This is a genomic window from Streptomyces coerulescens (genome assembly GCF_042657965.1).
GTDB classification, from domain to species: Bacteria; Actinomycetota; Actinomycetes; order Streptomycetales; family Streptomycetaceae; genus Streptomyces; species Streptomyces coerulescens.
Genome location: NZ_JBHSKM010000007.1, coordinates 157,898 through 181,512, shown reverse-complemented (window position 1 = coordinate 181,512; position 23,615 = coordinate 157,898). Strand labels below are relative to the sequence as shown.

Here is a 23,615-nt window from a genome sequence, read left to right as displayed (position 1 = left end):
CAGGGGCAGGGGTGCTGCTGACAAGAGCCTACCTAGCTACGGTATGGTGGACGCGCGGAGGGTCAGGGGAAACCTTGGATTCTTCGAGCCCCGGTAGCCCAATTGGCAGCAGGCAACGGATTCAAAACCCGTACAGTGTCGGTTCGAGTCCGACCCGGGGCACTTTTCCTTGGATTTCAAGGTCGCAATGAGGGCCCCTCCGGTATGAGGGGCCCTAAAGCTTTTCCGGGATTTTCTACCGGGGGCTGTCGTCCTCGCCGATGTGGTGGACGCGGACCATGTTCGTCGAGCCGGAAACGCCGGGCGGTGATCCGGCGGTGATGACGACGACGTCGCCCTTCTTGCAACGGCCGTACTTCAGCAACAGCTCGTCCACCTGGTCGACCATCGCGTCCGTCGAATCGACGTGCGGGCCCAGGAACGTCTCCACGCCCCACGTGAGGTTCAGCTGCGAGCGCGTGGCCGGCTCCGGGGTGAAGGCCAGCAGCGGGATGGGCGAGCGGTAGCGGGACAGCCGGCGGGCCGTGTCGCCGGACTGGGTGAAGGCGACCAGGAACTTCGCGCCCAGGAAGTCGCCGATCTCGGCCGCCGCGCGGGTGATCGCGCCGCCCTGGGTGCGGGGCTTGTTGCGCTCGGTCAGGGGCGGCAGGCCCTTGGCGAGGATGTCCTCCTCGGCCGCTTCCACGATCTTCGCCATCGTCCGGACGGTCTCGATGGGGTACTTGCCGACGCTGGTCTCGCCGGACAGCATCACCGCGTCGGTGCCGTCGATGACGGCGTTGGCGACGTCCGAGGCCTCCGCGCGCGTCGGGCGGGAGTTGTCGATCATCGAGTCGAGCATCTGCGTCGCCACGATCACCGGCTTGGCGTTGCGCTTGGCCAGCTTGACGGCGCGCTTCTGGACGATCGGGACCTGCTCGAGCGGCATCTCCACGCCCAGGTCGCCGCGGGCCACCATGATGCCGTCGAAGGCGGCCACGATGTCGTCGATCGCGTCCACGGCCTGCGGCTTCTCCACCTTGGCGATGACGGGGAGCCTGCGGCCCTCCTCGTCCATGATCCGGTGCACGTCCTCGATGTCGCGGCCGCTCCTGACGAACGACAGGGCGATGACGTCGAAGCCGGTGCGCAGCGCCCAGCGCAGGTCCGCCTCGTCCTTCTCGGAGAGAGCGGGGACGGAGACGGCGACGCCGGGGAGGTTCAGGCCCTTGTTGTCGGAGACCATGCCGCCCTCGACGACGGCGGTGTGCACACGGGGGCCGTCGACGGAGGTGACCTCCAGACAGACCTTGCCGTCGTCGACGAGGATGCGCTCACCGGCGGTGACGTCGGCGGCGAGGCCCGAGTAGGTGGTGCCGCACTGCTGCCGGTCGCCTTCCGCGCCCTCCTCGACGGTGATGACGAAGGAATCGCCGCGTTCAAGGAGTACAGGTCCTTCGGTGAAACGGCCGAGGCGGATCTTCGGGCCTTGAAGGTCGGCGAGCACGCCGACGCTGCGGCCGGTCTCGTCGGAGGCCTTTCGCACGCGCTGGTAGCGCTCCTCGTGATCGGCGTAACCGCCGTGGCTGAGGTTGAATCGGGCGACGTCCATTCCGGCGTCGACCAGTGCCTTTATCCGGTCGTACGAGTCGGTGGCGGGGCCCAGGGTGCAGACGATCTTCGCTCGGCGCATGTTTCGACTCTATGACTTACCGGCGGGTAGAGAATTGGCCCAGCGTGACTACTCAACAACCTTTGCGTGAAGGGCTATTGACAAGTGTTGAATTGTGCGGCGGGGCGCTCCGATGAGCGTTCGAAACACCCCGCCGCGGCAATTCACAGCTGCGGCGGCGTCATGGTGAAGCGGGCATTGACCTGGGCGTGGACGTGCTGGCGCTGGGGCTCCAGATCGAGCGGGGCCGCCGCCGCGTCCTCCGCGGCGCCGTAGGCCATCGAGCGCATCCGTCCGCCGGGCGCCTGCGGATAGGGCGGCGCGGCGTTCTCCGCGCCGATGTCGGCGAGCTCCACCAGCGCCGCCAGGGACGCCCCCAGCGCCTCCGCGTACTCCCGCGCGCGCTGCACGGCCTCCCGTACCGCCTGCTGACGCGCCTGGCGGTGGGCCGGCGAGTCGGGCCGCAGGGCCCACCAGGGTCCGTCCACGCGGGTGAGATCCAAGTCGGCCAGACGGGTGGTCAGTTCGCCGAGCGCGGTGAAGTCCGTGAGGACGGCGGTGATGTGGACGCGGCCGTGGTAGGCGTGGACGCGTTCACCGCGGCCCTTGTCCTTGAGCTCCGGGCTGATGGAGAAGGCGCCGGTCTCCAGGCGTTCGACCGCGTCGCCGTAGGTCTTGACGAGGTCGAGCACGGTGGCGTTGCGGCGGGTGAGGTCGTCGAGCGCGGCGCGGCGGTCCTTGCCGCGGGAGGCGACGGTGATGCCGATGCGGGCGATCTCGGGGTCGACCTCCAGACGGGCCTCGCCGCGCACGGCGATCCGCGGGGCGTCGGGGGTGCCGTAGGGGACGGCCGGCTGAAGTTCCTCTGAGGGCACGGTCATACGTCCCACTCTGTCATCGCTTGCTGGGTTACGGCCCCCGCGGGTCACCAGATCGAAACCTCACAGGTCTGTTGCCGCTCGCCATGAGCAGGTCAGAATCTACGCGCGTTGTCGACCATTCCCACGGGAGAAGCACTCATGCCGTTGAACCGCCGGAAGTTCCTGAAGAAGTCCGCCGTGACCGGGGCGGGGGTGGCACTGGCCGGCGCGGCGGCGCCGACGGCACAGGCGGCGGAAGCAGAGGCCATGACGGCGAAGAAGTGCGAGAAGCGGTACGCGCTGACGGTGCTGGGGACGACCGATCTGCACGGTCACGTCTTCAACTGGGACTACTTCAAGAACGCGGAGTACACCGACGCCAAGGGCAACGCGCAGGGCCTCGCGCGCGTGTCGACGCTGGTGAACCGGATCCGGGCGGAGCGCGGCCGGCGCAACACGCTGCTGATCGACGCGGGCGACACGATCCAGGGCACCCCGCTGACGTACTACTACGCCAAGGTGGACCCGATCACCGCCAAGGGCGGCCCGGTGCACCCGATGGCGCAGGCGATGAACGCCATCGGCTTCGACGCGGTGGCGCTCGGCAATCACGAGTTCAACTACGGCATCGAGACACTGCGCAAGTTCGAGGAGCAGTGCCACTTCCCGCTCCTCGGCGCGAACGCGCTGGACGCGAAGACGCTGAAGCCCGCCTTCCCGCCGTACTTCATCAAGAGCTTCCGGGTGCCGGGCGCCCCGCCCGTGAAGGTCGCCGTGCTCGGTCTGACCAACCCCGGCATCGCGATCTGGGACAAGGCCTATGTGCAGGGCAAGCTGACCTTCCCCGGCCTGGAGGAGCAGGCGGCCAAGTGGGTGCCGAAGCTGAAGGCGATGGGCGCGGACGTGGTGATCGTCTCGGCGCACTCCGGCTCCTCGGGCACCTCGTCCTACGGTGACCAGCTGCCCTACGTCGAGAACTCGGCGGCACTGGTGGCGCAGCAGGTGCCGGACATCGACGCGATCCTGGTCGGCCACGCGCACGTGGAGATCCCGGAGCTGAAGGTCGTCAACGAGAAGACCGGCAGGACGGTCGTGCTCTCGGAGCCGCTGTGCTTCGCCGAGCGGCTGTCGCTGTTCGACATCGAGCTGACCTTCGCCAAGGGCCGCTGGACGGTCGAGAAGGTCGCCGCGTCGGTCCTCAACTCCAACACGGTCGAGGACGACCCGAAGATCACCAAGCTGCTCTCCGACGAGCACGAGAAGGTCGTCGCGTACGTCAACCAGGTCGTCGGCACCGCGACCGCGACCCTGACCACGGTCGACGCCCGCTACAAGGACGCCCCGATCATCGACCTGATCACCAAGGTCCAGGAGGACGTCGTCAAGGCGGCCCTTGCGGGCACGGAGCACGCCTCGCTGCCGGTCATCGCGCAGGCGTCGCCGTTCTCTCGGACCTCGGAGATCCCGGCCGGCGAGGTGACGATCCGGGATCTGTCGAGCCTGTACGTGTACGACAACACGCTGGTCGCGAAGCTGATGACGGGCGCTCAGCTCAAGGCGTACCTGGAGTACTCGGCCGAGTACTTCGTGCAGACCGCCCCCGACGCAGCCGTCGACGTCGAGAAGCTGACGAACGCGGGCAACCGCCCCGACTACAACTACGACTACGTCTCCGGGCTGTCGTACGACATCGACATCGCGCAGGCGGCCGGTTCGCGGATCAAGAACGTGACGTACAACGGTGCCGCTCTCGACGACGCGCAGAAGTTCGTGTTCGCCGTGAACAACTACCGGGCCAACGGCGGTGGCGCGTTCCCGCATGTGGCGGCGGCCCAGGAGCTGTGGTCGGAGTCGACGGAGATCCGCACCCGGATCGCGGAGTGGGTGACCGCGAAGGGCGTGCTGGACCCGAAGGACTTCGCGTCCGTGGACTGGAAGCTGACGCGCAACGGCACGCCCGTCTTCTAGAGCCGAGCCGGGCAGGGAAGACCGACGGCTCGAACGGCCGTGGCCTTCCCCTCCGTTCAGAACAGGCTTGCCACGCTGTCCTGGATGGCCGCCACATCGCCCGCGACGGCGGCCGTGGCCGCCACGCCGGGGGCGAGGAAGCCGAGCCAACGCAGCAGGACGCCCCGGCGGGGCTCGTCCTGGGCGAGCTCTGCCTCGACGCGCTCGGCGGCCTCGACCAGTTCCTCGCCGTCCTCGTACTCGTCCTGGTGGGTACGTACCTGTTCGAGCAGCAGCCGTGCGGCGGCGCGCAGTTCGGCGACGGCCGCCTCGCGGTCGGCCGCGGCCGGGGCTCCGGTGGTCGCGGTAGAGCGGTTGACGGCGACCGCGCTGCTGTCGATGCGGATGTCGCCGCCGGCCCGGATGCCGCTGTTGTCGCCGGCGCCGGTCCCTGTCATGTCGTCACCTTCCTCGGTTGGCGGGCGGGGCGGCGCCCGGAGATGGGGCGGGCGCCGGTTGCCCTGCCGCCCCCGTGGCCTGGCCGCGCCGGAAGACACCGGCGACACTGCCGCCGACTCCGACGGCGGAGCCGTTGAGGGTCACGTCGCCGCCCGCGTACAAACCGGTGTTGTAGATGGTGGTCTGACGCTGGATCAGTTCGTTGGTGTCGATGTCGTGGTCCTCCAGGAACTCCACCAGGGCGTCCAGTACGCGGTGTTCGACGGTCTTGGCGTACAACTCCCGGTCGAGCTGCTGGAAGTAGCGGTAGTAGAGCCGGTCGCTGGCCGCGTCCCTGATGCTGAAGGACGCCCCGTAGTCGAAGGTGCGGTGGCGGATCTCCTGTGCCTGGCGACGCTGCTTGCCGTGCTGGTTGAACGGCCCGAGCAGGCCGGCGGCGACGGAGAAGGGCGAACCGACCAGCAGCAGCGGCGCGCGCAGGCCGGCCTGGGCCACCAGGGCCCACCACTGGCGGAAGGTCGGCGAGTCGAGCAGTTGGTCCGCGATGCGGTAGCGCTCGCGCACCGGGGCGAGCAGGGAACTGCTGCCCTCGATGAAGAGCATCTTGCGGTCGGACAGCAGCGCGCACCGCAGGAAGAAGGTGATGGCCAGTTCGCCGCTCCAGCCCGTGACCCGGATGGCGAGATAGGGGCGGGCCCGGCCCTTGCCGTCCTCGCGCAGCGTGTCGAGGAGCTCCGGCGAGACTCTCGCGCTGGGCGGTCCGGCGGAGTTCGGCAGCAGTTCGGAGCGGCTGCGGTCGTCCACCGCGTACTGCAGGTCCTTGCCGTTGACCAGCAGCAGGTCCTCGACGTGGACGCCGGGCAGCTTCAGGTCCCCGACCCGGGCGGCGAGATGGGCGTTGAGCTCGTGCACCGTGAACGGCACGACCTGCTTGCCCTCGGCGGGGCGTGCCGTGTCGAGCGCGAACGACCAGGTGCTCGTCGTCTCTCCGTACCCGACGAAGGGCGCGTACATCGAGGAGACGACGACGTTGCCGCGGTCGCGCCGCTCGATCTCCTGGATGCGCCGCCGGTTCTCCGGGCGGGCCGGCTCAGGGGCCTTGTCCGGGGCGAAGTTCTCCCGGCTGAGCTGTTTGGCGACCACGCCGTAGTGCACCGTGAGGGACTCGACGGCGACGATGATCCAGGCCACCAGCCAGCCCAGGACGACCGCCGAGCCGAAGGCACTCGGCAGCATGATCACCACGATCAGCAGCAGCACGGCGAGAAGGACGTCCCGCCCCACCTGGCGGCGCCGGGCGGCCAGCGCGTGCCGGAGCACACAGCCGAGGTCGACGCCGGGCGAGGAGGCGACCGCGCGGCGCGGCTCCTCCACGATCTGCTCGACGGCCCGGCGGGCGAACTTGGTGTCCGTGTGGACGGCCGTGCACAGGTACCGGGTGATGTCGGGGGCGAAGCGGGTGCTCGGGGGCGCGTCCGGGGCGGGGGCGGCGCGTTTGGCGTCCGCCGGGGGCTGTGCCGGTACGGCGGGGATGGTGGGCGGCGTCGGGCTCGGGCCCTTGGCCGGGTCGGCGCCGCGTAAGAGGCCGCAGTTGACGCAGGTGGTGTAGTCGCGGTCGTTGTCCGTTTGGCAGCGCGGGCATTTGAGGGTGGGAGTGGTCATGGCTTTTTCTTCCTCCTCTCGGTTTTCGGGCTCTGGTGGTGCACGTCCGTTTCGAGAGCGGCGGCGTCATTCGGATTTCCGACGGCGATGGAAATCGGCCATTTCCGGTGGTCGGACATCCGCTCGCGGAAAAGACGGCGAGGGACGCTTCCGAGGTGGGGCGCGATGCGTGGAGCAGCGGGGTTGCCGGGGCCGAAGGTATCAGCGCGCCCGGGCGGGCGGGAGGGAACGGGGATATCCGGGTGCCTTTTCCGCGCCCCCTTCCGCAATTCTTCACCCCGGTCGCACAGTTACCCGCCAGCCTGTTGTGGAAGCGACGGGAGTGACACTTCGGGACTATGCGTGGGTCCGCCTCTCGACCAGCGGCGTGAGCACCGGCGCCTGGCGTGCGGCCGGGATACGCGGCTGCTGTTCGAGGCCGAAAGTGGTGAACGCGGTGCGGCCGGGCAGGGCGTAGGTCTCCTTGCCGGTGACGGAGTTGAGGATGCCGGCGCTGCGCCAGGCCGCGAGACCGAGGTCCGGGGTGCCGATGCCGTGGGTGTGGCGCTCGGCGTTCTGGACGTAGACATGGCAGCCGGCGCCGGTGACGGACGGGTCCAGGACCAGGCGGTACCGGTCGTCGATCCGGGGGCGCTCCCGGCTGTCGCGGCGCATGTAGGGGTCGAGTCCTGCGAGGATGCGGTCGAGGGAACGCTCGCGGTAGCCGGTGGCCAGGACGACCGCGTCGGTGGTCATGCGCGAGCGGGTGTTCTGCTGGACGTGCTCCAGATGGAGCTCGACCTTGGTAGTGGCGATCCGGCCGGCGGTGCGCACCCGGACGCCCGGGGTGAGGACGGTGTCGGGCCAGCCGCCGAGCGTGGTGCGGCGGTAGAGCTCGTCGTGGATCGCGGCGAGGGTGGCGGCGTCGATGCCCTTGTGGAGCTGCCACTGGGAGTCGAGGAGCCGGTCGCGGACCGGTTCGGCGAGGGCGTGGAAGTAGCGGGTGTAGTCGGGGGTGAAGTGCTCCAGGCCGAGCTTGGAGTACTCCATCGGCGCGAAGGCCTCGGTGCGGCCGAGCCAGTGCAGCTTCTCCCGGCCGGCGGGGCGGTGCCGGAGCAGGTCCAGGAAGATCTCGGCACCCGACTGTCCGGAGCCGATGACGGTGATGTGCTCGGCGGCGAGCAGTCTCTCGCGGTGGTCGAGATAGTCGGCGGCGTGGATGACGGGCACGGCGGGCGCCTCGACCAGGGGCCGCAGCGGGTCGGGGACGTACGGCTCGGTGCCGATGCCGAGGACGATGTTGCGGGCGTAGGTGCGTCCGAGCGCCTCGGCCTCGCCGTCGGGCGCGATCTGGGTGAAGTCGACCTCGAAGACATCGCGTTCGGGGTTGAAGCGGACCGCGTCGACCTGGTGGCCGAAGCGCAGCCCGGTGAGGTTCTCGCAGACCCAGCGGCAGTAGGCGTCGTACTCGGCGCGCTGGATGTGGAAGCGCTCGGCGAAGTAGAAGGGGAAGAGCCGGTCGCGGTGCCTGAGGTAGTTCAGGAACGACCAGGGGCTGGCGGGGTCGGCGAGCGTCACCAGGTCGGCGAGGAAGGGCACTTGGAGCCGGGAGCCGTCGATGAGCAGCCCCGGGTGCCAGGAGAAGGCGGTGCGCTGTTCGTAGAAGACGGCGTCGAGTTCGGCGAGCGGCTGGGCGAGGGCGGCCAGCGAGAGGTTGAAGGGGCCGATGCCGATGCCGACGAGGTCTCGGGGCGTGTCGGGGTCCTGGCCCGGGAGGTTGGGGTGCGGGTCGGCAGGTGGGTTCGACTGCGGGCTCATCGGGGGGTGTTTCCTTCCACCAGTGTCAGGAGGGCGGCCAGGTCGTCCGGGCGCGTACGGGGGTTGAGGAGGGTCACCTTCAACCACAGGCGCCCGTCCATGCGGGCCCGGCCGAGGACGGCTCGGCCGTCGGTGAGGAGTGTTCGGCGTACGGCCGCGACGGCGTCGTCGGCGGCGTGCGCGGGCCGGAACAGGACCGTGCTGAGGGTGGGCCGGTCGTGGAGTTCGAATCCGGGGTGGTCGTGGACGAGGGCGGCGAACCCGCGGGCGCCGTCGCAGACCTGCTCGACCAGCCGGCCGAGTCCGCTGCGGCCGAGGGTCTTGAGGGTGACGGCGATCTTGAGGGCGTCGGGCCTGCGGCTGGTGCGCAGGGAGCGGCCGAGCAGATCGGGCAGGCCCGCTTCGGTGTCGTCGTCGGCGTTGAGGTAGTCGGCGCGGTGGTGGAGCACGGTGAGATCGGCCGCGGCACGGACGGCGAGGAGGCCCGCGGCGACGGGCTGCCAGCCGAGTTTGTGCAGGTCGAGGGTGACGGTGTCGGCGGCGTCCAGGCCGGCCAGCAGGTCGCGGTAGCGGTCGCTGAAGAGCAGGCCACCGGCGTAGGCGGCGTCCACGTGGAGCCGGGCGCCGTGCGCCGCGCACACGGCCACGATCTCGGGGAGGGGGTCGACGATCCCGGCGTCGGTGGTGCCGGCGGTGGCGGCGACGAGGTGCGGGCCGGGCAGCGCGGTGAGGGCCTCGTCGAGGGCGGCGGGGTCGAGGGCACCGGCCGGGGCGGGCACGACGACGGGTTCGGCCAGCCCGAGCAGCCACGCGGCCCGCTGCAGCGAGTGGTGGGCGTTGGCCCCGTGCACCAGGCGCACCCCGGCCCCGCGCGCCTCGCGGGCGAGCAGCAGGGCGACCTGGTTGGACTCGGTACCGCCGGTGGTGATGAGGGCGGCGGGTGCCTGCCGGGCCGTATCACCGTCTCGCCTCCTGGCCGCACCCCCGGCGAACGCCTTCGGCACCAGTGCGCCGGCGCCGTCGAAGGCCTCCGGCGCCGCCCGATCGCCCACGGCCTCCCGCGCGGGGCGCCCCGCGGCATCGGCTGCCTCCCGCGGGGAGCCGGCCCGCACGTCGAAGACCTCGCGCGCGAGTGCGCCCGTGACCAGTGCCTCCAGCTCCGACGCCCCCGGGGCCTGGTCCCAGGAGTCGAGGGAGGGGTTGAGGGCGCAGACGGCGAGGTCGGCGGCGGTGGCCAGGGCGAGGGGCGGGCAGTGCAGGTGTGCGGTGCAGAAGGGGTCGGCGGGGTCGGCGGCGGTCTCCGCGAGCGCCCGGACGACGGTGTGCAGGGCGTTCGGGTCGCCGCGGTCCGGCAGGACGTCCCCGACCGCGGCCCGCATCCGCGCGGCCACCGCGTCCGGCCCGCCCGCGGGCAGTGGCCCCCGGCGCAGCAGCGCGCCCTCGTCCAGCGCGTCGAGCACGGTGTCCAGCAACGGCCGCAGGGCGTGCGGACCTTCGGGGCCTGACGCGAGCGACGCAGGCGTGCTCATCGTGTCCTCCCGGGCGCTGGGCGAAGAAGGACTTCCAGCTTGTACCCGGATGGACGACGGCGCCCGAAAAGCCCAATGACCGGAACCCGAAAGGGGGTACTTCCGTGCGAGGAAAGCGTGTCGGATGCGGTGTGCGGACTTCGGCGGAGTAAGGGGCGGCCGGGTGAACGGGCGCCCCCTACGTCGTACGTACTAGGACTTCTGGCCCTCGCGCACCCTCAACGCCCGCGCCAGGTCGTCGAGTTGGTCGGCCAGCTTACGGCGCAGCGCCGGGATCGGCTCGCCGTCGCGCAGACACTCCTCCCCCAGTCGCAGGGCCTCGGCGTCCACCGCGTGCACCGGGAAGGCGTAGCGGCCGGCGGCTTCGGCGATGGCGGGGCCGCGGCGGGCGGCGAGGGCGACCGCGTCCTTGTAGAAGCGCGCCACGTACGGGCTCACGAGGTCGGCCTGTTCGGGCTGCCAGAAGCCCTGGGCGGTCGCGGTGAAGAGGTAGTTGGACAGGTCGCTGCTCTCGTCGGTGGCGAACAGCGCCTCCCACGCCCGCGCCTTGGCGTCCTCGTCGGGCAGGGCGGCCCGGCAGCGGGCGGCGCCCTCCTGGCCGGTGGCGCTCGGGTCGCGCTCCAGCTCGGCGGCGATGGCGGCCTCGTCGACGGCCCCGAGGACGGCGAGGCGGCCCAGGACCCGCCAGCGCAGCTCGGGGTCGAGCTCGGGTCCGCCGGGCACCGTGCCGTCGGCGAGCCAGGCGGCGATCGTGTCGGGGTGGGCGGCCACGGAGATGAAGTGGCGTACGGCGATCAGCCGCAGGCCGGGGTTGTCGCCGTCCTCGGTGCGGCGGATCAGGTCGCGGCACAGGGCGGACAGGGTGGCCAGGGCGGCGGGCCGCTCCTCGGCGGGCAGGTAACGGTCGGCGATCTGGCCGGCGGCGAAGGCCAGGACGCCCTGCACGATGGCGAGATCGGTCTCCCGGGGCAGGTGTGCGCGGGCCGCCTCCAGATAGGCGGTGGCGGCCAGTTCGCCGTCGCGGACCGCGTCGCGCAGGGCGTTCCAGACGACCGCGCGGGTGAGCGGGTCCGGCAGGCCGGAGAGCCGCTCACTCAGGGTCGCGAAGGACTCGGCGTCGAAGCGGACCTTGGCGTAGGTCAGGTCTCCGTCGTTGAGCAGCAGCAGCGCCGGTCGCTTGCCGATGGGCCGCGGGTCGCTCTGCGGGACGTCGATCTCCAGGCGGTCGCGCAGGGTGAGGTGGCGGCCTTCGTCGTCGCCCAGGTCCAGGTCGTACAGGCCGACGGCGACGCGGTGCGGGCGGCTGCCCGCGCGGTCGACGGTGAGGCTGTAGGTGCCGTTGTCGCCGCGTGCGACGTGCGGGGTGAGGGTGTCGACGCCGGTGGTGCGCAGCCAGCTGTCGGCCCAGGCGTGGACGTCGCGGTCGGTGGCGGAGGCGAGGGAGTCGATGAAGTCGGCGAGGGTGGCGTTGGCGAACTTGTGCCGGGCGAAGTGGGTGTTGATGCCGGCGAGGAAGTCCTTCTCGCCGAGCCAGGCCACCAGTTGGCGCAGTGCGGAGGCGCCCTTGGCGTAGGAGATGCCGTCGAAGTTGAGCATGGCGGAGGCCGTGTCGTCGACGGCCTCGGGGGCCACGGGGTGGGTGGAGGGCCGCTGGTCGGCGTCGTAGCCCCAGGACTTGCGGGCGACGCCGAAGTCGGTCCAGGTGTCGGTGAAGCGGGTGGCCTCGACGAGGGTCTGGTAGCCCATGTACTCGGCGAACGACTCGTTCAGCCAGATGTCGTCCCACCAGCGCAGGGTGACGAGGTCGCCGAACCACATGTGGGCCATCTCGTGGGCGATGACCATGGCGCGGGTCTGCCGCTCGGTGTCGGTGACGGCGGAGCGGTAGATGAACTCGTCGCGGAAGGTGACAAGGCCGGGGTTCTCCATGGCGCCGGCGTTGAACTCGGGGACGAACGCCTGGTCGTAGGAGTCGAAGGGGTAGGGCTCGTCGAACTTCTCGTGGTAGCGGTCGTAGCACTGCCGGGTGACCTCGAAGAGTTCGTCGGCGTCCGCGTCCAGGTAGGGGGCCAGGGAGCGGCGGCAGTGGATGCCGAAGGGCAGGCCGCGGTGCTCGGTGCGCACCGAGTGCCAGGGGCCGGCCGCGACCGCGACGAGGTAGGTGGAGATCAGCGGGGTGGGCGCGGCCTGCCAGCGGCCGTCGCCGGTGTGCTCGGTGCGGCCGTTGGCGAGGACGGTCCAGCCCTCGGGGGCGGTCACGGACAGCTCGAAGACGGCCTTGAGGTCGGGCTGGTCGAAGGCGGCGAAGACGCGCTGGACGTCCTCCATGAACAGCTGGGTGTACAGGTAGGTCTCGCCGTCGGTGGGGTCGGTGAAGCGGTGCATGCCCTCGCCGGTGCGGGAGTAGCGCATGGCCGCGTCGATACGCAGCTCGTGCTCACCGGCGGCCAGATCCTTCAGGGGCAGTCGGTTGCCGTCCAGGGTCCCCGGGTCCAGGGGACGGCCGTCCAGCGTCACGGAGCGCAGCTCGGCCGGCTTGACCTCGACGAAAGTGTCCGCGCCGGTGCGCGCGGTGAACGCGATGACGGTACGGGAGTCGAAGGTCTCGTCCCCGGTCGTCAGGTCGAGTTCGATCGTGTAGCGGTGGACGTCGAGGAGCTGGGCACGAGTCTGCGCTTCGTCGCGCGTGAGTACGGACATGCACGACATGCTGCCTGATGCCGCTGACCAGGCACAGGGGCGGATCGCTACGTACGTTATGTCCGATTCTTTGCGGCGGGGCTGTCGCGTTGGGGCGGGACGCGTGTGTCGGAGTGGGGCCGAGCCGGGCGTGCGGGGGGCCTCGGGGCGTCGGTGTGGCCCTTGACCAGGGCGCGCAACTCACGGACCTCCTCCTCCAGGGCACGGTGGCGCTGGTAGGCGTCGTACAGGTAGCGGACCTTGGTGCGCAGTGCCCAGGGGTCGGTGGGCTTCATCACGAGGTCGGCCACGCCGAGCCCGAAGGCGGTGGCGGTCAGTTCCTGGTCCGCGCCGAAGCCCGTGAGGAGGATGACCGGTATGTTCTGGGTCTGTTCCACCCGCCGCATGTACCGCACCACGTCCAGTCCGCTGACGCCCGGCATACGGACGTCCAGGAGCAGCAGGCCGACCTGGCCGCGGAGCACCTGCTTGAGCGCCTCGTCCCCGCTGGTGGCGCGGGCGAGCCGGTAGCCCAGCGGGGCCAGGGCGCTCTCCAGGGCGTACAGCGTCTCCTCGTGGTCGTCGACGATGAGGATCTTGGCATCCGACGGCATGGCCCGACGTCCCTCCCGCGTGGACATACAGGTATGTCCGGGGGTGCTGACGGAGCGTGTTCGTCAGCTGGCATGCGGTGCACAGCGCAGCATGCCCCGCGCGGGCCGCCGTGTCACCCCCCGGCCGGCCGGCAGGCGTCAGTTCGCCGTCGGCGCAGCGCCGTTGACGGCGTCCTCGGCGATGCTCTCGTGGTGCCTGATCACCTCGGCGATGATGAAGTTGAGGAACTTCTCGGCGAACGCCGGGTCGAGCTTGGCGTTCTCGGCGAGGGTGCGCAGCCGGGCGATCTGGCGGGTCTCCCGGGCCGGGTCGGCCGGCGGGAGCCGGTGGCGGGCCTTGAGGTGGCCGACCTGCTGGGTGCACTTGAAGCGTTCGGCGAGCATGTGGACGACCGCCGCGTCGATGTTGTCGATGCTGTCGCGCAGCCGGGCGAGCTCCTCGCGGACGGCGGGGTCGATGTCGCCTGGGGACGTGTTGCTGGTCATGGGCGCTCAGCCTACGGGGCCCTCCAGGTCGTCGTTCGGCCGATCACGGGTGGATCGGCGGGATCGGGTACCTGGTCGCTCCAGCCGCCGGGGACGGTGCGGCTCTGCCGGCCGCGGAAGCGGACCGGTGGCATGCCGACCCGCCGGGTGAACAGGCGGGAGAAGTAGGCGGGGTCGTCGTAGCCGACGCGGCGGGCGACGGCGGCCACCGGCAGGTCGGTGGCGGCGAGGAGTTCCTTGGCGCGGCCGAGGCGGATGCCGAGCAGATAGTCCTTGGGGCTGCATCCGGCGCCCCTGCGGACGGCGGTGCGCAGTTCGGCCGGGGTCATGCCGTGCCGGGCGGCGTGGTCGGCGACGCTCAGCGGCAGACAGGCGTCGCGGGCGAGGGCCTTGAGGACCGCCTCGCCGTCGGGGGCGAGGTCGGCGCGGGCGCGGCGCAGGGCGACGAGGAGCTCGTGGACGGCGGCGCCGGTCTCGACCTCCAGGAGGGGGTTGTCGGGGCGTGCGGCGCGGGCCATGCGCCCGATGACGGCGCGTGGCCCGGCGGCGTCGGAGAGGGGCACGACGGGGCGGTCCGGCTGGATGTAGCCGAGTTCGGTGTACGAGGCGGCTGCGTGCCCTGCGAAGTCGACGAAGCCCTCGTCCCAGCCGGTGCCCGGGTCGGGCGCGTAGTGGTGCGGGACGCCGGGGGTGAGCCAGAGCAGCGCGGGCGCGGTGACGGGCGTGCGGCGGCCGTCGGGGTCGGCGTACCAGCCGGTGCCGGTGCTGATGACGACGGCGACGTGGTGGTCCAGGACCCGGGGTCCGACGGTGGGCAGGGCGCCGTACTGGAGGCCGACGCCGAGGCAGACGAGGCCGAGGCGGTGGTGGGCGGGGCCGGGCGTGAAGAACCGCATCCAGGTGCGGTACATCCCGTACCTCCCGTCGGTCGCTCCGGCTGTTTCGATCGCTCCGGTTGTTTCGGTCGCTCCGGTCGCTTCGGTCCAAGCAGCGCCGATCTTTGTCCATGGACCCTGACCTTCGCCAGAGGCGAGGGTGGGCGCATGAGCGAGTTCGGGGTGGGGGACGAGGACTTTCTGCTGGACGGGCGGCCGGTACGGCTGCTGTCCGGCGCGCTGCACTACTTCCGGGTGCACGAGGCGCAGTGGGGGCACCGCCTGGCGATGCTGCGGGCGATGGGCCTGAACTGCGTGGAGACGTACGTGCCGTGGAACCTGCACCAGCCCGCGCCGGGGCGGACCCGGGACGTGGCCGCGCTGGGCCGGTTCCTGGACGCGGCCCGGGAGGCGGGCCTGTGGGCGATCGTGCGCCCGGGGCCGTACATCTGCGCCGAGTGGGAGAACGGCGGGCTGCCGTACTGGCTGACGGCCGAGGTGGGCGCACGCGCGCGTACCCGTGACGAGCGCTATATGGGGCACGTGTCGGACTGGTTCGGGCGGCTGCTGCCGGAGATCGTGCCCCGGCAGATCGACCGTGGCGGACCGGTGATCATGGTGCAGGTCGAGAACGAGTACGGCAGCTACGGCTCGGACGCGGAGTATCTGCGCAGTTTGGCCGATCTGTTGCGCGAACTGGGTGTCACGGTCCCGCTGTTCACCTCCGACGGCCCCGAGGACCACATGCTCTCCGCCGGCTCGGTCCCAGGGGTCCTGGTGACGGTGAACTTCGGCTCCCACGCGCGTGTGGCGTTCGATGCGCTGCGCCGGCACCGCCCCGAAGGGCCGCTGATGTGCATGGAGTTCTGGTGCGGCTGGTTCGACCACTGGGGCGGCGAGCACGCCGTACGGGACGCCGGGGACGCGGCGGAGGCCCTGCGCGAGATCCTCGCTTGCGGAGCCTCGGTCAACCTGTACATGGCCCACGGCGGCACGAGCTTCGCCGGCTGGGCGGGCGCCAACCGGGGCGGCGGAGCGCTGCACGACGGGCCGCTGGAGCCCGATGTGACGTCGTACGACTACGACGCCCCGATCGACGAGTACGGCCGCCCCACCGCGAAGTTCCGGGCCTTCCGCGAGATCCTCGCCGAGTACGCCGACGGCCCGCTGCCCGAAGTCCCGCCCCCGCCCGTGGCGTTGGCGGCCCCGGCCGAGGCGGCTCTGACCGGCTGGGCGCCCCTGACGGACGTACTGGAGTCGCTGGGCGGGGCGGGGGCCTGCGGTCCCGTCCCGCCGACCTTCGAGGAACTGGGCGTCGAGCGGGGCCTGGTGCGCTACGAGGTGACGGTGCCGGGGCCGCGCGGGCCGTATCCGCTGACGGTGCGCGGGCTGCGGGACCACGCCGTGGTGTACGTCGACGGGGTGCCGGCCGGGGTGCTCACCGAGGAGGACCCGTGCCTGAAGGAGCCCGTCGCCGGGCACGCACGCGTGGAGCTGTGGGTGGAGTCCCTGGGCCGGGTCAACTACGGGCCGCGGCTGGGCGAGTCCAAGGGGATCACCGGGGGCGTCCTGCACGAGCGGCAGTTCCTGCACGGCGTACGCGCGCGTGGACTGCGGCTGGAGGCGCTGGACGACGTGGAGGCGGTGCGGGCGGTGGCGTCGCGGGAGCTGCCCGAGGACGGTGCCCCGGGGCTCTACCGGGGCACGGTCACGGTGCGGGGCGCCGGTGACGCCCGGCTGGAGCTGCCGGGCCTGACCCGCGGGTTCGTCTGGATCAACGGCTTCGGTCTGGGCCGCTACTGGTCCGCGGGCCCGCAGCGCACTCTGTTCGTGCCGGGGCCCGTACTGCGCGAGGGCGGCAACGAGCTGTGGGTGCTGGAGCTGGAAGGGACGGCCCGCAGGGCCGGGTCCGGCGAGGCCGGAACCCCGATCCTGCGGGCCGTCTGACGACCGTGCCGCGGCGGCTGCCTACAGCGCGGACGCCGCGCGGGCGATGTCGCTCGCGAAGTGGCTGACCTCCGTGTAGACACCGGGCACCCCGGCACGGGCGCAGCCGTCGCCCCAGCTGACGATGCCGACCTGGATCCACTTGCCCGCGTCGTCCTTGCGGAACATGGGACCGCCGGAGTCGCCCTGACAGGTGTCGATGCCGCCGCTCTGGTAGCCGGCGCACAGTTCCTCCTTCGACACCAGCCGGTTGCCGTAGTGGCGCTTGCACACGCGGTCGGCGACGAAGGGAACGTTGGCCTTGCGGAGCTTGGTCGTGCCCGTGCCGGCCCCCTCCTCGGTGTCGCCCCAGCCCGCGATCGTGAACGTGCCGCGGTTGTACTGGTCCGTCGTGGCGATCTTCAGCGTCGGCTTGTCGATGGGCCGGGCGAGCTTGATCAGCGCCCAGTCCTTGCCGGTGCCGTTGTAGCCCGGGGCGACCTTGACCTTCTTCGACTTCACCTTGATCGCGGCCGAAGAGTTGAGGTCGTTGACACCCGCGGTGACGGTGATGCTGGTGTTGTTGCCGGAGCCCTCCATGCAGTGGGCCGCGGTCAGCACGACGTCCTTCTTGTAGAGCGCCCCGCCGCAGCCCATGGAGAGGTGGACCATGAACGGGAACTCGTTCTGCGCGGCAGGCGTTCCACCGACGATACGGGTGGACGCGGCATGCGCGCTGACCGGCTGGAGGGAGGCGACGGCGAGCGCGACGGCGCCGGCCGCGGCGGCTCTCTTCACCAGGGAGATGCCGGTTCTCCGGGATATGTGATGGCTCAACATTCGTCCTTTCGTGGGGGGTTGAGCGACCCGGAGTATGAAGATCGAGGGGCGTCCATGACAAGGACGGATCTCACGTCCCGGCGATGGAACCTCACCAGGGAAAATCCCCTCACATCCCCGTAGAGTGGAATCGGTTTCCAGGCGTCTTGGGGGTACGGGCGTGGCGAACGGCGGACCGGTCCAGCACGGCTTCCCGCACCTGGAGACGGTGCGGGCCTCGATCACCGCGCTCTACAGACGGCTGTCGTACGACACCGTGCGGACCTTCGCGGCCAGCGTGGCCCCGGCCGACGTGGCCTTCTGCGACACGGACGATCTGCATCTGGGCGCACAGCGGGTGGCCCGCGAACTGGTGCGGCACTTCCGGCTGCCGGACGCCCGGCTGATCGTCGGGTTCCGCGAGATGACCCACGCGGCGAACGTCGAACTCGCCGCCGGGCCCGAGTACTTCGTCGAGCTGAACGACCGCTTCCGCACCCATCGCCGGGACGTCGGCGCGGCGCTCGCCCACGAGGTGACGCATGTGTATCTGCACCGCCTCGACCTGTCCTTCCCGGGCACCCGCGACAACGAGATCCTCACGGACACGGTGACCACCTATCTGGGTGCGGGCTGGCTGCTGCTCGACGCGTACCGGGAGGACGCGGCGTCCTCGCAGAAGCTGGGGTATCTGACCCCGGAGGAGTTCGGGTACGTCCTCGCCAAGCGGGCGCAGGTCTTCGACGAGGACCCGTCGATCTGGTTCACCAGCCCGCAGGCGTACACGGCGTACGGGAAGGGCGTGGCGCAGGCCCGGCGCGACGAGCAGCAGCCTCCGCTGACGGCGGCCGGCTGGGCGGGGCGGCGCCGGTACGCCCGCGATCGGCGGCATGCGCAGGAGCGGCACGGGGGCGGTTCTGAGGCCGGGGTGGGGTATGCGTTCACGCCTGACGGGCGTGGGCCGTTGCGGGTGTCGTTCCCGTGTCCTACGTGTCAGCAGCGGATTCGGGTGCCGGTTAAGGGGCGGGTTCGGGCGCGGTGTGGGTTGTGCCGGACGGTGCTCGAATGTGATACCTGAGCGCCCAATGGGGTGGGGGGTTCGGTCCGTGGGCGGCTGCGGGTTCGTTGTGGCTTGTCGCGCAGTTCCCCGCGCCCCTGAACGAGGGGCGTCGACGCTAGGCCCCGTAGATCGGACCCGGCGCCTCCGCCTCTCCCAGCAACTTCCTTGCCGTCTGTCCCGCCTCCTCCGGTGTCCATCGTGCCCCCCTGTTCGCCGTCGGCCCTGCCCTCCAGCCCTCCATCACCGTGATCCTGCCGCCCTCCGTCTCGAAGACGCGGCCCGTGACGCCGGCGCTCGCTTCCGCGCCCAGCCAGACGACCAGGGGGGAGACGTTCTCGGGGGCCATGGTGTCGAAGCCGGACTCGGGGGCGGTCATCGTGTCGGCGAAGGTGTGCTCCGTCATGCGGGTGCGGGCGGCCGGGGCGATCGCGTTGACCTGGACGCCGTAGCGGGCGAGTTCGGCGGCCGCGACCAGGGTGAGGCCGACGATCCCGGCCTTCGCGGCGCTGTAGTTCGACTGCCCGACGGAGCCCAGCAGCCCGGCCCCGCTGCTGGTGTTGACGATCCGGGCGGCCGGGGTGCGGCCCGCCTTCGTCTCCGCCCGCCAGTGCGCGGCGGCGTGCTTCAGGGGGAGGAAGTGTCCCTTGAGGTGGACGCGTACGACGGCGTCCCAGTCGTCCTCGTCCAGGTTGACCAGCATCCGGTCGCGCAGGAACCCGGCGTTGTTGACGAGGGTGTCGAGCCGGCCGTAGGTCTCCAGGGCGGCCGCGACCAGGGAGGCGGCCCCGGCGCTCGTCGCCACGTCACCGCCGTGCGCGATCGCCTCGCCGCCGTGCGCGCGGATCTCCTCGACCACGCGCAGGGAGGGGCCGTCGGCGCCCGGTGTGCCGTCGAGGCCGACGCCGAGGTCGTTGACGACGACCTTCGCCCCCTCGGCGGCGAACGCGAGCGCGTGCGCGCGGCCGAGTCCCCGGCCCGCACCGGTGACGACGACGACCCGTCCTTCACACATCCGGCTCATGTCAGGCCTCCTTGTTGACCGTTGCGGCGTCCAGGAACGCGGGCTTCTCGCCCCCGCCGTGCACATGAAGGCTCGCCCCGCTGATGTAGGCGGCGGCGTCGGAGGCGAGGAAGACGGCGGCCGCGCCGATGTCGGCCGGTTCGGCGAGGCGGCCGAGCGGGACGGTGCCCGAGACGGCGGCGATGCCGTCCTCGCCCCCGTAGTGCAGGTGGGACAGTTCGGTGCGGACCATGCCGACGACGAGCGTGTTGACGCGCACCCGCGGCGCCCACTCCACCGCCATCGAGCGGGCCAGGTTCTCCAGCCCCGCCTTGGCCGCGCCGTACGCCGCCGACCCGGGCGAGGGCCGCCCGCCGCTGACGCTGCCGATCATCACGACGGACCCCCGCGACCGCTCCAGGTGCTCGTACGCGGCCAGGGACGCCGTCAGCGGGGCGACGAGGTTCAGTTCGATCACGCGCGCGTGCCGCTCGGCGTCCGCGTCCGTCAACCGCCGGTACGGTGTGCCACCCGCGTTGTTGACGAGCACGTCCAGCCGGGGCAGAGCGCCGAAGAAGGCCCGTACGGCATCCGGGTCACGCACGTCCAGAGACCTGAACTCGACACCGGGGAGCGGGAGTTCGGGGGGTCTGCGGGCACAGACCACGACCTGCGCGCCGGCCTCGGCGAAGGCCCTCGTCACCCCCGCGCCGACGCCGCGCGTACCCCCCGTGACGACAACGACCTTCCCGTCCAGCCCCATTGGCGGCTACCCTTCCACCTAACAAACGTTTGGTGGAAAGGTAGCTGATGCGGCCATGGGTGTCTCCACCTCGTCCCCGGAAAAGGGGTCCGAAGAAGAGGGAATCGCCGTCGTCACGGTCGACTTCCCACCGGTGAACGCCCTGCCGGTGGACGGCTGGTTCGCCCTGGCCGACGCGGTGCGGGCGGCGGGCCGCGACCCGGAGGTCCGGTGTGTGGTCCTCGCGGCGGAGGGGCGCGGGTTCAACGCCGGCGTGGACATCAAGGAGCTCCAGCGGGGCGGGAACGACGCGCTGATCGGCGTCAACCACGGCTGCGCGGACGCCTTCGCGGCGGTCTACGACTGCGAGGTGCCCGTCGTGGCGGCGGTGCACGGCTTCTGTCTGGGCGGCGGCATCGGCCTGGTGGGCAACGCGGACGCGATCGTGGCGAGCGAGGACGCCACCTTCGGGCTGCCCGAGCTGGACCGGGGCGCCCTGGGCGCGGCCACCCATCTGGCCCGCCTGGTCCCCCAGCACCTGATGCGAGCGCTGTACTACACCTCGCGTACGGCGACCGCGGCCGAGCTGCACGCGCACGGCTCGGTGTGGCGGGTGGTGCCACGCGTGGAACTACGCGCCGCCGCCCTGGAGTTGGCGCGTGAGATCGCCGCGAAGGACGGGCGGCTGCTGCGCCTGGCCAAGGCCGCGATCAACGGCATCGACCCGGTCGACGTCCGCCGTAGCTACCGCTTCGAGCAGGGCTTCACCTTCGAGGCCGGCCTCAGCGGGGTGGCCGACCGGGTCCGGGACACCTTCGGAAGGGACGGTGGCTGAGTGAGCGACAAGACCACGACCGCGGACGAGGTCGCGGCGCGACTGAGCAGTGGCATGACGCTCGGCATCGGCGGCTGGGGCTCGCGCCGCAAGCCGATGGCCCTGGTGCGCGCGCTGCTGCGCTCCGACGTCACGGACCTCACGATCGTCTCGTACGGCGGCCCGGACGTCGGCATGCTGGCCGCAGCCGGGCGGATACGGAAACTGATCGCCCCCTTCGTCACCCTCGACTCGATCCCGCTGGAACCGCACTACCGCGCGGCCCGTGAGCGCGGCGCCTTCGAGCTCATGGAGATCGACGAGGCGATGTTCATGTGGGGACTGCACGCCGCCGGGAACCGGCTGCCGTTCCTGCCGGTGCGGGCGGGGCTCGGCTCGGACGTCATGCGGGTCAACCCGGGACTGCGGACGGTGACTTCGCCGTACGACGACGGGGAGACATTCGTGGCCATGCCCGCGCTGCGGCTTGATGCCGCCCTGGTGCATGTGAACCGCGCGGACCGGCTGGGCAACGGGCAGTATCTCGGCCCCGACCCCTACTTCGACGACCTGTTCTGCGAGGCCGCGGACACGGCGTACGTCTCGTGCGAACGGGTAGTCGACACCGCCGAGTTGACGAAGGAGGCGCCCCCGCAGTCGCTGCTGATCAAGCGGCACACGGTGACGGGAGTCATCGAAGCGCCGAACGGCGCGCACTTCACGTCCTGCGCCCCCGACTACGGCCGGGACGAGGGCGTACAGAAGGCGTACGCGACCACGCCCTGGGCGGACTTCGCGGCGCGGTTCCTGGGCGGGGACGAGCAGGCGTACCAGTCGGCGGTCAGGGAGGGGACGTGGCAGGGATGACGGAGACAGGCGGCAGCACCGAGTCGGCGGTGGCCACCCGCGCCGAGACCTGCGTGATCGCCTGCGCCGAGGCATGGCGGGACGCGGGGGAGATCCTGGCGAGCCCCATGGGCCTGATCCCGTCCATCGGCGCCCGGCTCGCCCGCCGCACCTTCTCGCCGGACCTGCTGCTGACCGACGGCGAGGCGATGATCGTCGCCCCGGACGGCACGGTCGAAGGATGGCTGCCGTACCGCCAACACCTGACCCTGGTGACCAGCGGCCGTCGACACGTGATGATGGGCGCGAGCCAGATCGACCGGTACGGCAACCAGAACATCTCCTGCATCGGTGACTGGGCCAAGCCGAAGAGGCAGTTGCTCGGGGTGCGGGGCGCGCCCGTCAACACCCTCAACAACCCGACCAGTTACTGGATCCCGCGCCACTCCCGGCGGGTTTTCGTGGAGAAGGTCGACATGGTGTGCGGGGTCGGATACGACCATGCGGCCGACGCCCGCCACCACCGCATCCCGCGTGTCGTCTCCGACCTGGGCGTCTTCGACTTCGCCACGCCCGACCACTCGATGCGGCTCGCCTCCCTGCACCCGGGCGTCACCGTGGAGCAGGTAATGGAGGCGACGTCCTTCGACCTGGCCGTCCCGGACGACGTACCGACGACCCGTCCGCCCACCGCCGAGGAGCTGCGGCTCATCCGTGAGGTGATCGACCCGGGGAACACCCGCGCCAGGGAGGTCGCCGCGTGATGGAGACACCGCTGACCCGGCTGGTCGGGGTGCGCCACCCGGTCGTGCAGACGGGGATGGGCTGGGTGGCGGGGCCCCGGCTGGTGTCGGCGACCGCGAACGCGGGGGCGCTCGGCATCCTGGCCTCCGCGACGATGACCGTCGACCGGCTGCGGGAGGCGATCCGGGAGGTGAAGTCCCGTACGGACGCGCCGTTCGGCGTGAATCTGCGGGCGGACGCCTCGGACGCCGGCGACCGGGTCCGCGTCATGATCGACGAGGGGGTGCGGGTCGCGTCCTTCGCACTCGCGCCGTCCCGTGAGCTGATGATCGGTCTCAAGGACGCGGGCGTGGTCGTGATCCCCTCGATCGGCGCCCGGCGGCATGCCGAGAAGGTCGCGGCCTGGGGTGCGGACGCGGTGATCGTGCAGGGCGCGGAGGGCGGCGGGCACACCGGCGAGGTGGCGACGACGGTGCTGTTGCCGCAGGTCGTGGACGCCGTGGACATACCGGTCGTGGCGGCGGGCGGCTTCTTCGACGGGCGCGGACTGGTCGCGGCGCTGTCCTACGGGGCCGCCGGTGTCGCCATGGGCACCCGTTTCCTGCTGACGTCGGACTCGACGGTGCCGGACGCGGTGAAGGCGCGGTATCTGGCGGCGACCGTACGGGACGTCACGGTCACCACGGCCGTGGACGGGCTGCCCCACCGCATGCTGCGCACGGACCTGGTGGAGTCCCTGGAGCGCTCGGGCCGAGCGAGGACCCTCCTGCAAGCGGTCCGCCGGGCGGCGGACTACCGGAAGCTGTCCGGCACGAGCCGGCTGCGCATGCTCCTCGACGGCCGGGCTCTGCGGCACGGCAAGGACCTGACCTGGAGCCAGGTCCTGCTCGCCGCGAACACACCGATGCTGCTCAAGGCGTCGATGGTGGACGGCCGTACGGACCTGGGCGTGATGGCCTCCGGGCAGGTCGCCGGGGTGATCGACGACCTGCCGTCGTGCGCGGAACTGGTGGAACGGATCATGAAGGAGGCGGAGGAGACACGAGAGCGACTCGGGTGCCTCTAGCATTCAGGGTTCGGCAGCCGGCTCAAGGGGCGCGGGGCT

The 23,615-nt window shown here is 71.4% G+C and carries 20 protein-coding genes and 1 tRNA gene; 8 read left to right on the top strand and 13 right to left on the bottom strand.

The genetic code is table 11. The features are described 5' to 3' along the window. Positions 1–87 precede the first annotated feature (87 nt). A tRNA-Leu gene (locus ACFPQ9_RS12760) sits at positions 88–162 on the top strand. A gap of 73 nt (positions 163–235) precedes the next feature. Here the strand turns inward: ACFPQ9_RS12760 and pyk are convergent. Both pyk and ACFPQ9_RS12750 read right to left on the bottom strand, forming a co-directional pair. Beyond that, positions 236–1,672 (bottom strand): pyruvate kinase, encoded by a 1,437-nt coding sequence (gene pyk / locus ACFPQ9_RS12755; protein ID WP_380851516.1) that lies wholly within the window; start codon positions 1,670–1,672, stop codon positions 236–238. Between the two features lie 143 nt (positions 1,673–1,815). Continuing rightward, complete coding sequence (locus ACFPQ9_RS12750; RefSeq protein WP_380851513.1) at positions 1,816–2,532, bottom strand: SIMPL domain-containing protein; 717 nt, start codon at positions 2,530–2,532, stop codon at positions 1,816–1,818. Positions 2,533–2,670: 138 nt separating this feature from the next. On the opposite strand from ACFPQ9_RS12750, the gene ACFPQ9_RS12745 reads away from it, so the two are divergent. Further along, positions 2,671–4,479, top strand: a complete 1,809-nt coding sequence (locus tag ACFPQ9_RS12745) for a bifunctional metallophosphatase/5'-nucleotidase (protein WP_380851510.1) — start codon at positions 2,671–2,673, stop codon at positions 4,477–4,479. Between the two features lie 56 nt (positions 4,480–4,535). On the opposite strand, the gene ACFPQ9_RS12740 is transcribed toward ACFPQ9_RS12745, so the two are convergent. The 8 genes from ACFPQ9_RS12740 to ACFPQ9_RS12705 form a co-directional block, all read right to left on the bottom strand. Then, on the bottom strand, positions 4,536–4,916 hold the full coding sequence (locus ACFPQ9_RS12740; RefSeq protein ID WP_380851507.1) for a hypothetical protein: 381 nt from the start codon (positions 4,914–4,916) through the stop codon (positions 4,536–4,538). A gap of 4 nt (positions 4,917–4,920) precedes the next feature. After that, positions 4,921–6,579, bottom strand: a complete 1,659-nt coding sequence (locus ACFPQ9_RS12735; protein WP_380851505.1) for a hypothetical protein — start codon at positions 6,577–6,579, stop codon at positions 4,921–4,923. A gap of 336 nt (positions 6,580–6,915) precedes the next feature. Next, entirely contained in the window at positions 6,916–8,376 is a 1,461-nt protein-coding gene (locus ACFPQ9_RS12730; protein ID WP_380851502.1) for a lysine N(6)-hydroxylase/L-ornithine N(5)-oxygenase family protein, read from the bottom strand. After that, entirely contained in the window at positions 8,373–9,905 is a 1,533-nt protein-coding gene (locus ACFPQ9_RS12725) for a pyridoxal phosphate-dependent decarboxylase family protein (protein ID WP_380851499.1), read from the bottom strand. Before ACFPQ9_RS12725 ends, ACFPQ9_RS12730 begins: the two co-directional genes overlap by 4 nt. Positions 9,906–10,097: 192 nt before the next feature. Next, the gene (pepN, locus tag ACFPQ9_RS12720; protein WP_380851496.1) at positions 10,098–12,605 is read right to left on the bottom strand and encodes an aminopeptidase N; all 2,508 of its coding nucleotides are present in this window, start codon (positions 12,603–12,605) and stop codon (positions 10,098–10,100) included. A 56-nt stretch (positions 12,606–12,661) separates the two neighbouring features. Beyond that, complete coding sequence (locus ACFPQ9_RS12715; protein ID WP_380851493.1) at positions 12,662–13,198, bottom strand: response regulator; 537 nt, start codon at positions 13,196–13,198, stop codon at positions 12,662–12,664. 138 nt (positions 13,199–13,336) lie between these two features. Continuing rightward, positions 13,337–13,684 carry a chorismate mutase gene (locus ACFPQ9_RS12710; protein ID WP_380851490.1) on the bottom strand — a complete coding sequence of 116 codons (348 nt, stop codon included), beginning with the start codon at positions 13,682–13,684 and terminating at the stop codon, positions 13,337–13,339. An 11-nt stretch (positions 13,685–13,695) separates the two neighbouring features. Beyond that, complete coding sequence (locus tag ACFPQ9_RS12705; RefSeq protein ID WP_380851487.1) at positions 13,696–14,595, bottom strand: helix-turn-helix domain-containing protein; 900 nt, start codon at positions 14,593–14,595, stop codon at positions 13,696–13,698. Positions 14,596–14,727: 132 nt separating this feature from the next. On the opposite strand from ACFPQ9_RS12705, the gene ACFPQ9_RS12700 reads away from it, so the two are divergent. Then, the gene (locus ACFPQ9_RS12700) at positions 14,728–16,506 is read left to right on the top strand and encodes a glycoside hydrolase family 35 protein (RefSeq protein WP_380851484.1); all 1,779 of its coding nucleotides are present in this window, start codon (positions 14,728–14,730) and stop codon (positions 16,504–16,506) included. Positions 16,507–16,527: 21 nt separating this feature from the next. On the opposite strand, the gene ACFPQ9_RS12695 is transcribed toward ACFPQ9_RS12700, so the two are convergent. Then, positions 16,528–17,325 (bottom strand): S1 family peptidase, encoded by a 798-nt coding sequence (locus ACFPQ9_RS12695; RefSeq protein ID WP_380851481.1) that lies wholly within the window; start codon positions 17,323–17,325, stop codon positions 16,528–16,530. A 160-nt stretch (positions 17,326–17,485) separates the two neighbouring features. On the opposite strand from ACFPQ9_RS12695, the gene ACFPQ9_RS12690 reads away from it, so the two are divergent. Next, positions 17,486–18,382 (top strand): hypothetical protein, encoded by an 897-nt coding sequence (locus tag ACFPQ9_RS12690; RefSeq protein WP_380851478.1) that lies wholly within the window; start codon positions 17,486–17,488, stop codon positions 18,380–18,382. A gap of 97 nt (positions 18,383–18,479) precedes the next feature. Here the strand turns inward: ACFPQ9_RS12690 and ACFPQ9_RS12685 are convergent, their stop codons facing one another. Together ACFPQ9_RS12685 and ACFPQ9_RS12680 are read right to left on the bottom strand one after the other, a co-directional pair. Then, entirely contained in the window at positions 18,480–19,385 is a 906-nt protein-coding gene (locus tag ACFPQ9_RS12685; RefSeq protein ID WP_380851475.1) for an SDR family oxidoreductase, read from the bottom strand. A 1-nt stretch (position 19,386) separates the two neighbouring features. Then, complete coding sequence (locus ACFPQ9_RS12680) at positions 19,387–20,127, bottom strand: SDR family oxidoreductase (RefSeq protein WP_380851472.1); 741 nt, start codon at positions 20,125–20,127, stop codon at positions 19,387–19,389. 55 nt (positions 20,128–20,182) lie between these two features. Between ACFPQ9_RS12680 and ACFPQ9_RS12675 the strand changes: the two genes are divergently transcribed. The 4 genes from ACFPQ9_RS12675 to ACFPQ9_RS12660 are packed head-to-tail and all read left to right on the top strand — an operon-like array spanning position 20,183 to position 23,576. Beyond that, positions 20,183–20,941: an enoyl-CoA hydratase family protein gene (locus ACFPQ9_RS12675; protein WP_380851469.1), complete on the top strand. Its 759-nt coding sequence runs from the start codon at positions 20,183–20,185 to the stop codon at positions 20,939–20,941. Continuing rightward, a complete protein-coding gene (locus ACFPQ9_RS12670) occupies positions 20,942–21,787 on the top strand; it encodes a CoA transferase subunit A (protein ID WP_380851466.1) in 846 nt (281 codons plus the stop codon). Continuing rightward, on the top strand, positions 21,784–22,530 hold the full coding sequence (locus ACFPQ9_RS12665; RefSeq protein WP_380852371.1) for a CoA-transferase subunit beta: 747 nt from the start codon (positions 21,784–21,786) through the stop codon (positions 22,528–22,530). Before ACFPQ9_RS12670 ends, ACFPQ9_RS12665 begins: the two co-directional genes overlap by 4 nt. Continuing rightward, a complete protein-coding gene (locus tag ACFPQ9_RS12660; protein ID WP_380852368.1) occupies positions 22,530–23,576 on the top strand; it encodes an NAD(P)H-dependent flavin oxidoreductase in 1,047 nt (348 codons plus the stop codon). The genes ACFPQ9_RS12665 and ACFPQ9_RS12660 overlap by 1 nt, the downstream gene beginning before the upstream one ends. Positions 23,577–23,615 lie beyond the last annotated feature (39 nt).

Coding starts and splice junctions, on each gene's coding strand:
- ACFPQ9_RS12700 (WP_380851484.1), top strand. CDS start 14,728: ATGAGCGAGTTCGGGGTGGGGGACGAGGACTTTCTGCTGGACGGGCGG.
- ACFPQ9_RS12710 (WP_380851490.1), bottom strand. CDS start 13,684: ATGACCAGCAACACGTCCCCAGGCGACATCGACCCCGCCGTCCGCGAG.
- ACFPQ9_RS12725 (WP_380851499.1), bottom strand. CDS start 9,905: ATGAGCACGCCTGCGTCGCTCGCGTCAGGCCCCGAAGGTCCGCACGCC.
- ACFPQ9_RS12745 (WP_380851510.1), top strand. CDS start 2,671: ATGCCGTTGAACCGCCGGAAGTTCCTGAAGAAGTCCGCCGTGACCGGG.
- ACFPQ9_RS12750 (WP_380851513.1), bottom strand. CDS start 2,532: ATGACCGTGCCCTCAGAGGAACTTCAGCCGGCCGTCCCCTACGGCACC.
- ACFPQ9_RS12715 (WP_380851493.1), bottom strand. CDS start 13,198: ATGCCGTCGGATGCCAAGATCCTCATCGTCGACGACCACGAGGAGACG.
- ACFPQ9_RS12680 (WP_380851472.1), bottom strand. CDS start 20,127: ATGGGGCTGGACGGGAAGGTCGTTGTCGTCACGGGGGGTACGCGCGGC.
- ACFPQ9_RS12665 (WP_380852371.1), top strand. CDS start 21,784: ATGACGGAGACAGGCGGCAGCACCGAGTCGGCGGTGGCCACCCGCGCC.
- ACFPQ9_RS12660 (WP_380852368.1), top strand. CDS start 22,530: ATGGAGACACCGCTGACCCGGCTGGTCGGGGTGCGCCACCCGGTCGTG.
- pyk (WP_380851516.1), bottom strand. CDS start 1,672: ATGCGCCGAGCGAAGATCGTCTGCACCCTGGGCCCCGCCACCGACTCG.
- ACFPQ9_RS12730 (WP_380851502.1), bottom strand. CDS start 8,376: ATGAGCCCGCAGTCGAACCCACCTGCCGACCCGCACCCCAACCTCCCG.
- ACFPQ9_RS12735 (WP_380851505.1), bottom strand. CDS start 6,579: ATGACCACTCCCACCCTCAAATGCCCGCGCTGCCAAACGGACAACGAC.
- pepN (WP_380851496.1), bottom strand. CDS start 12,605: ATGTCCGTACTCACGCGCGACGAAGCGCAGACTCGTGCCCAGCTCCTC.
- ACFPQ9_RS12695 (WP_380851481.1), bottom strand. CDS start 17,325: ATGTTGAGCCATCACATATCCCGGAGAACCGGCATCTCCCTGGTGAAG.
- ACFPQ9_RS12740 (WP_380851507.1), bottom strand. CDS start 4,916: ATGACAGGGACCGGCGCCGGCGACAACAGCGGCATCCGGGCCGGCGGC.
- ACFPQ9_RS12705 (WP_380851487.1), bottom strand. CDS start 14,595: ATGTACCGCACCTGGATGCGGTTCTTCACGCCCGGCCCCGCCCACCAC.
- ACFPQ9_RS12685 (WP_380851475.1), bottom strand. CDS start 19,385: ATGAGCCGGATGTGTGAAGGACGGGTCGTCGTCGTCACCGGTGCGGGC.
- ACFPQ9_RS12675 (WP_380851469.1), top strand. CDS start 20,183: ATGGGTGTCTCCACCTCGTCCCCGGAAAAGGGGTCCGAAGAAGAGGGA.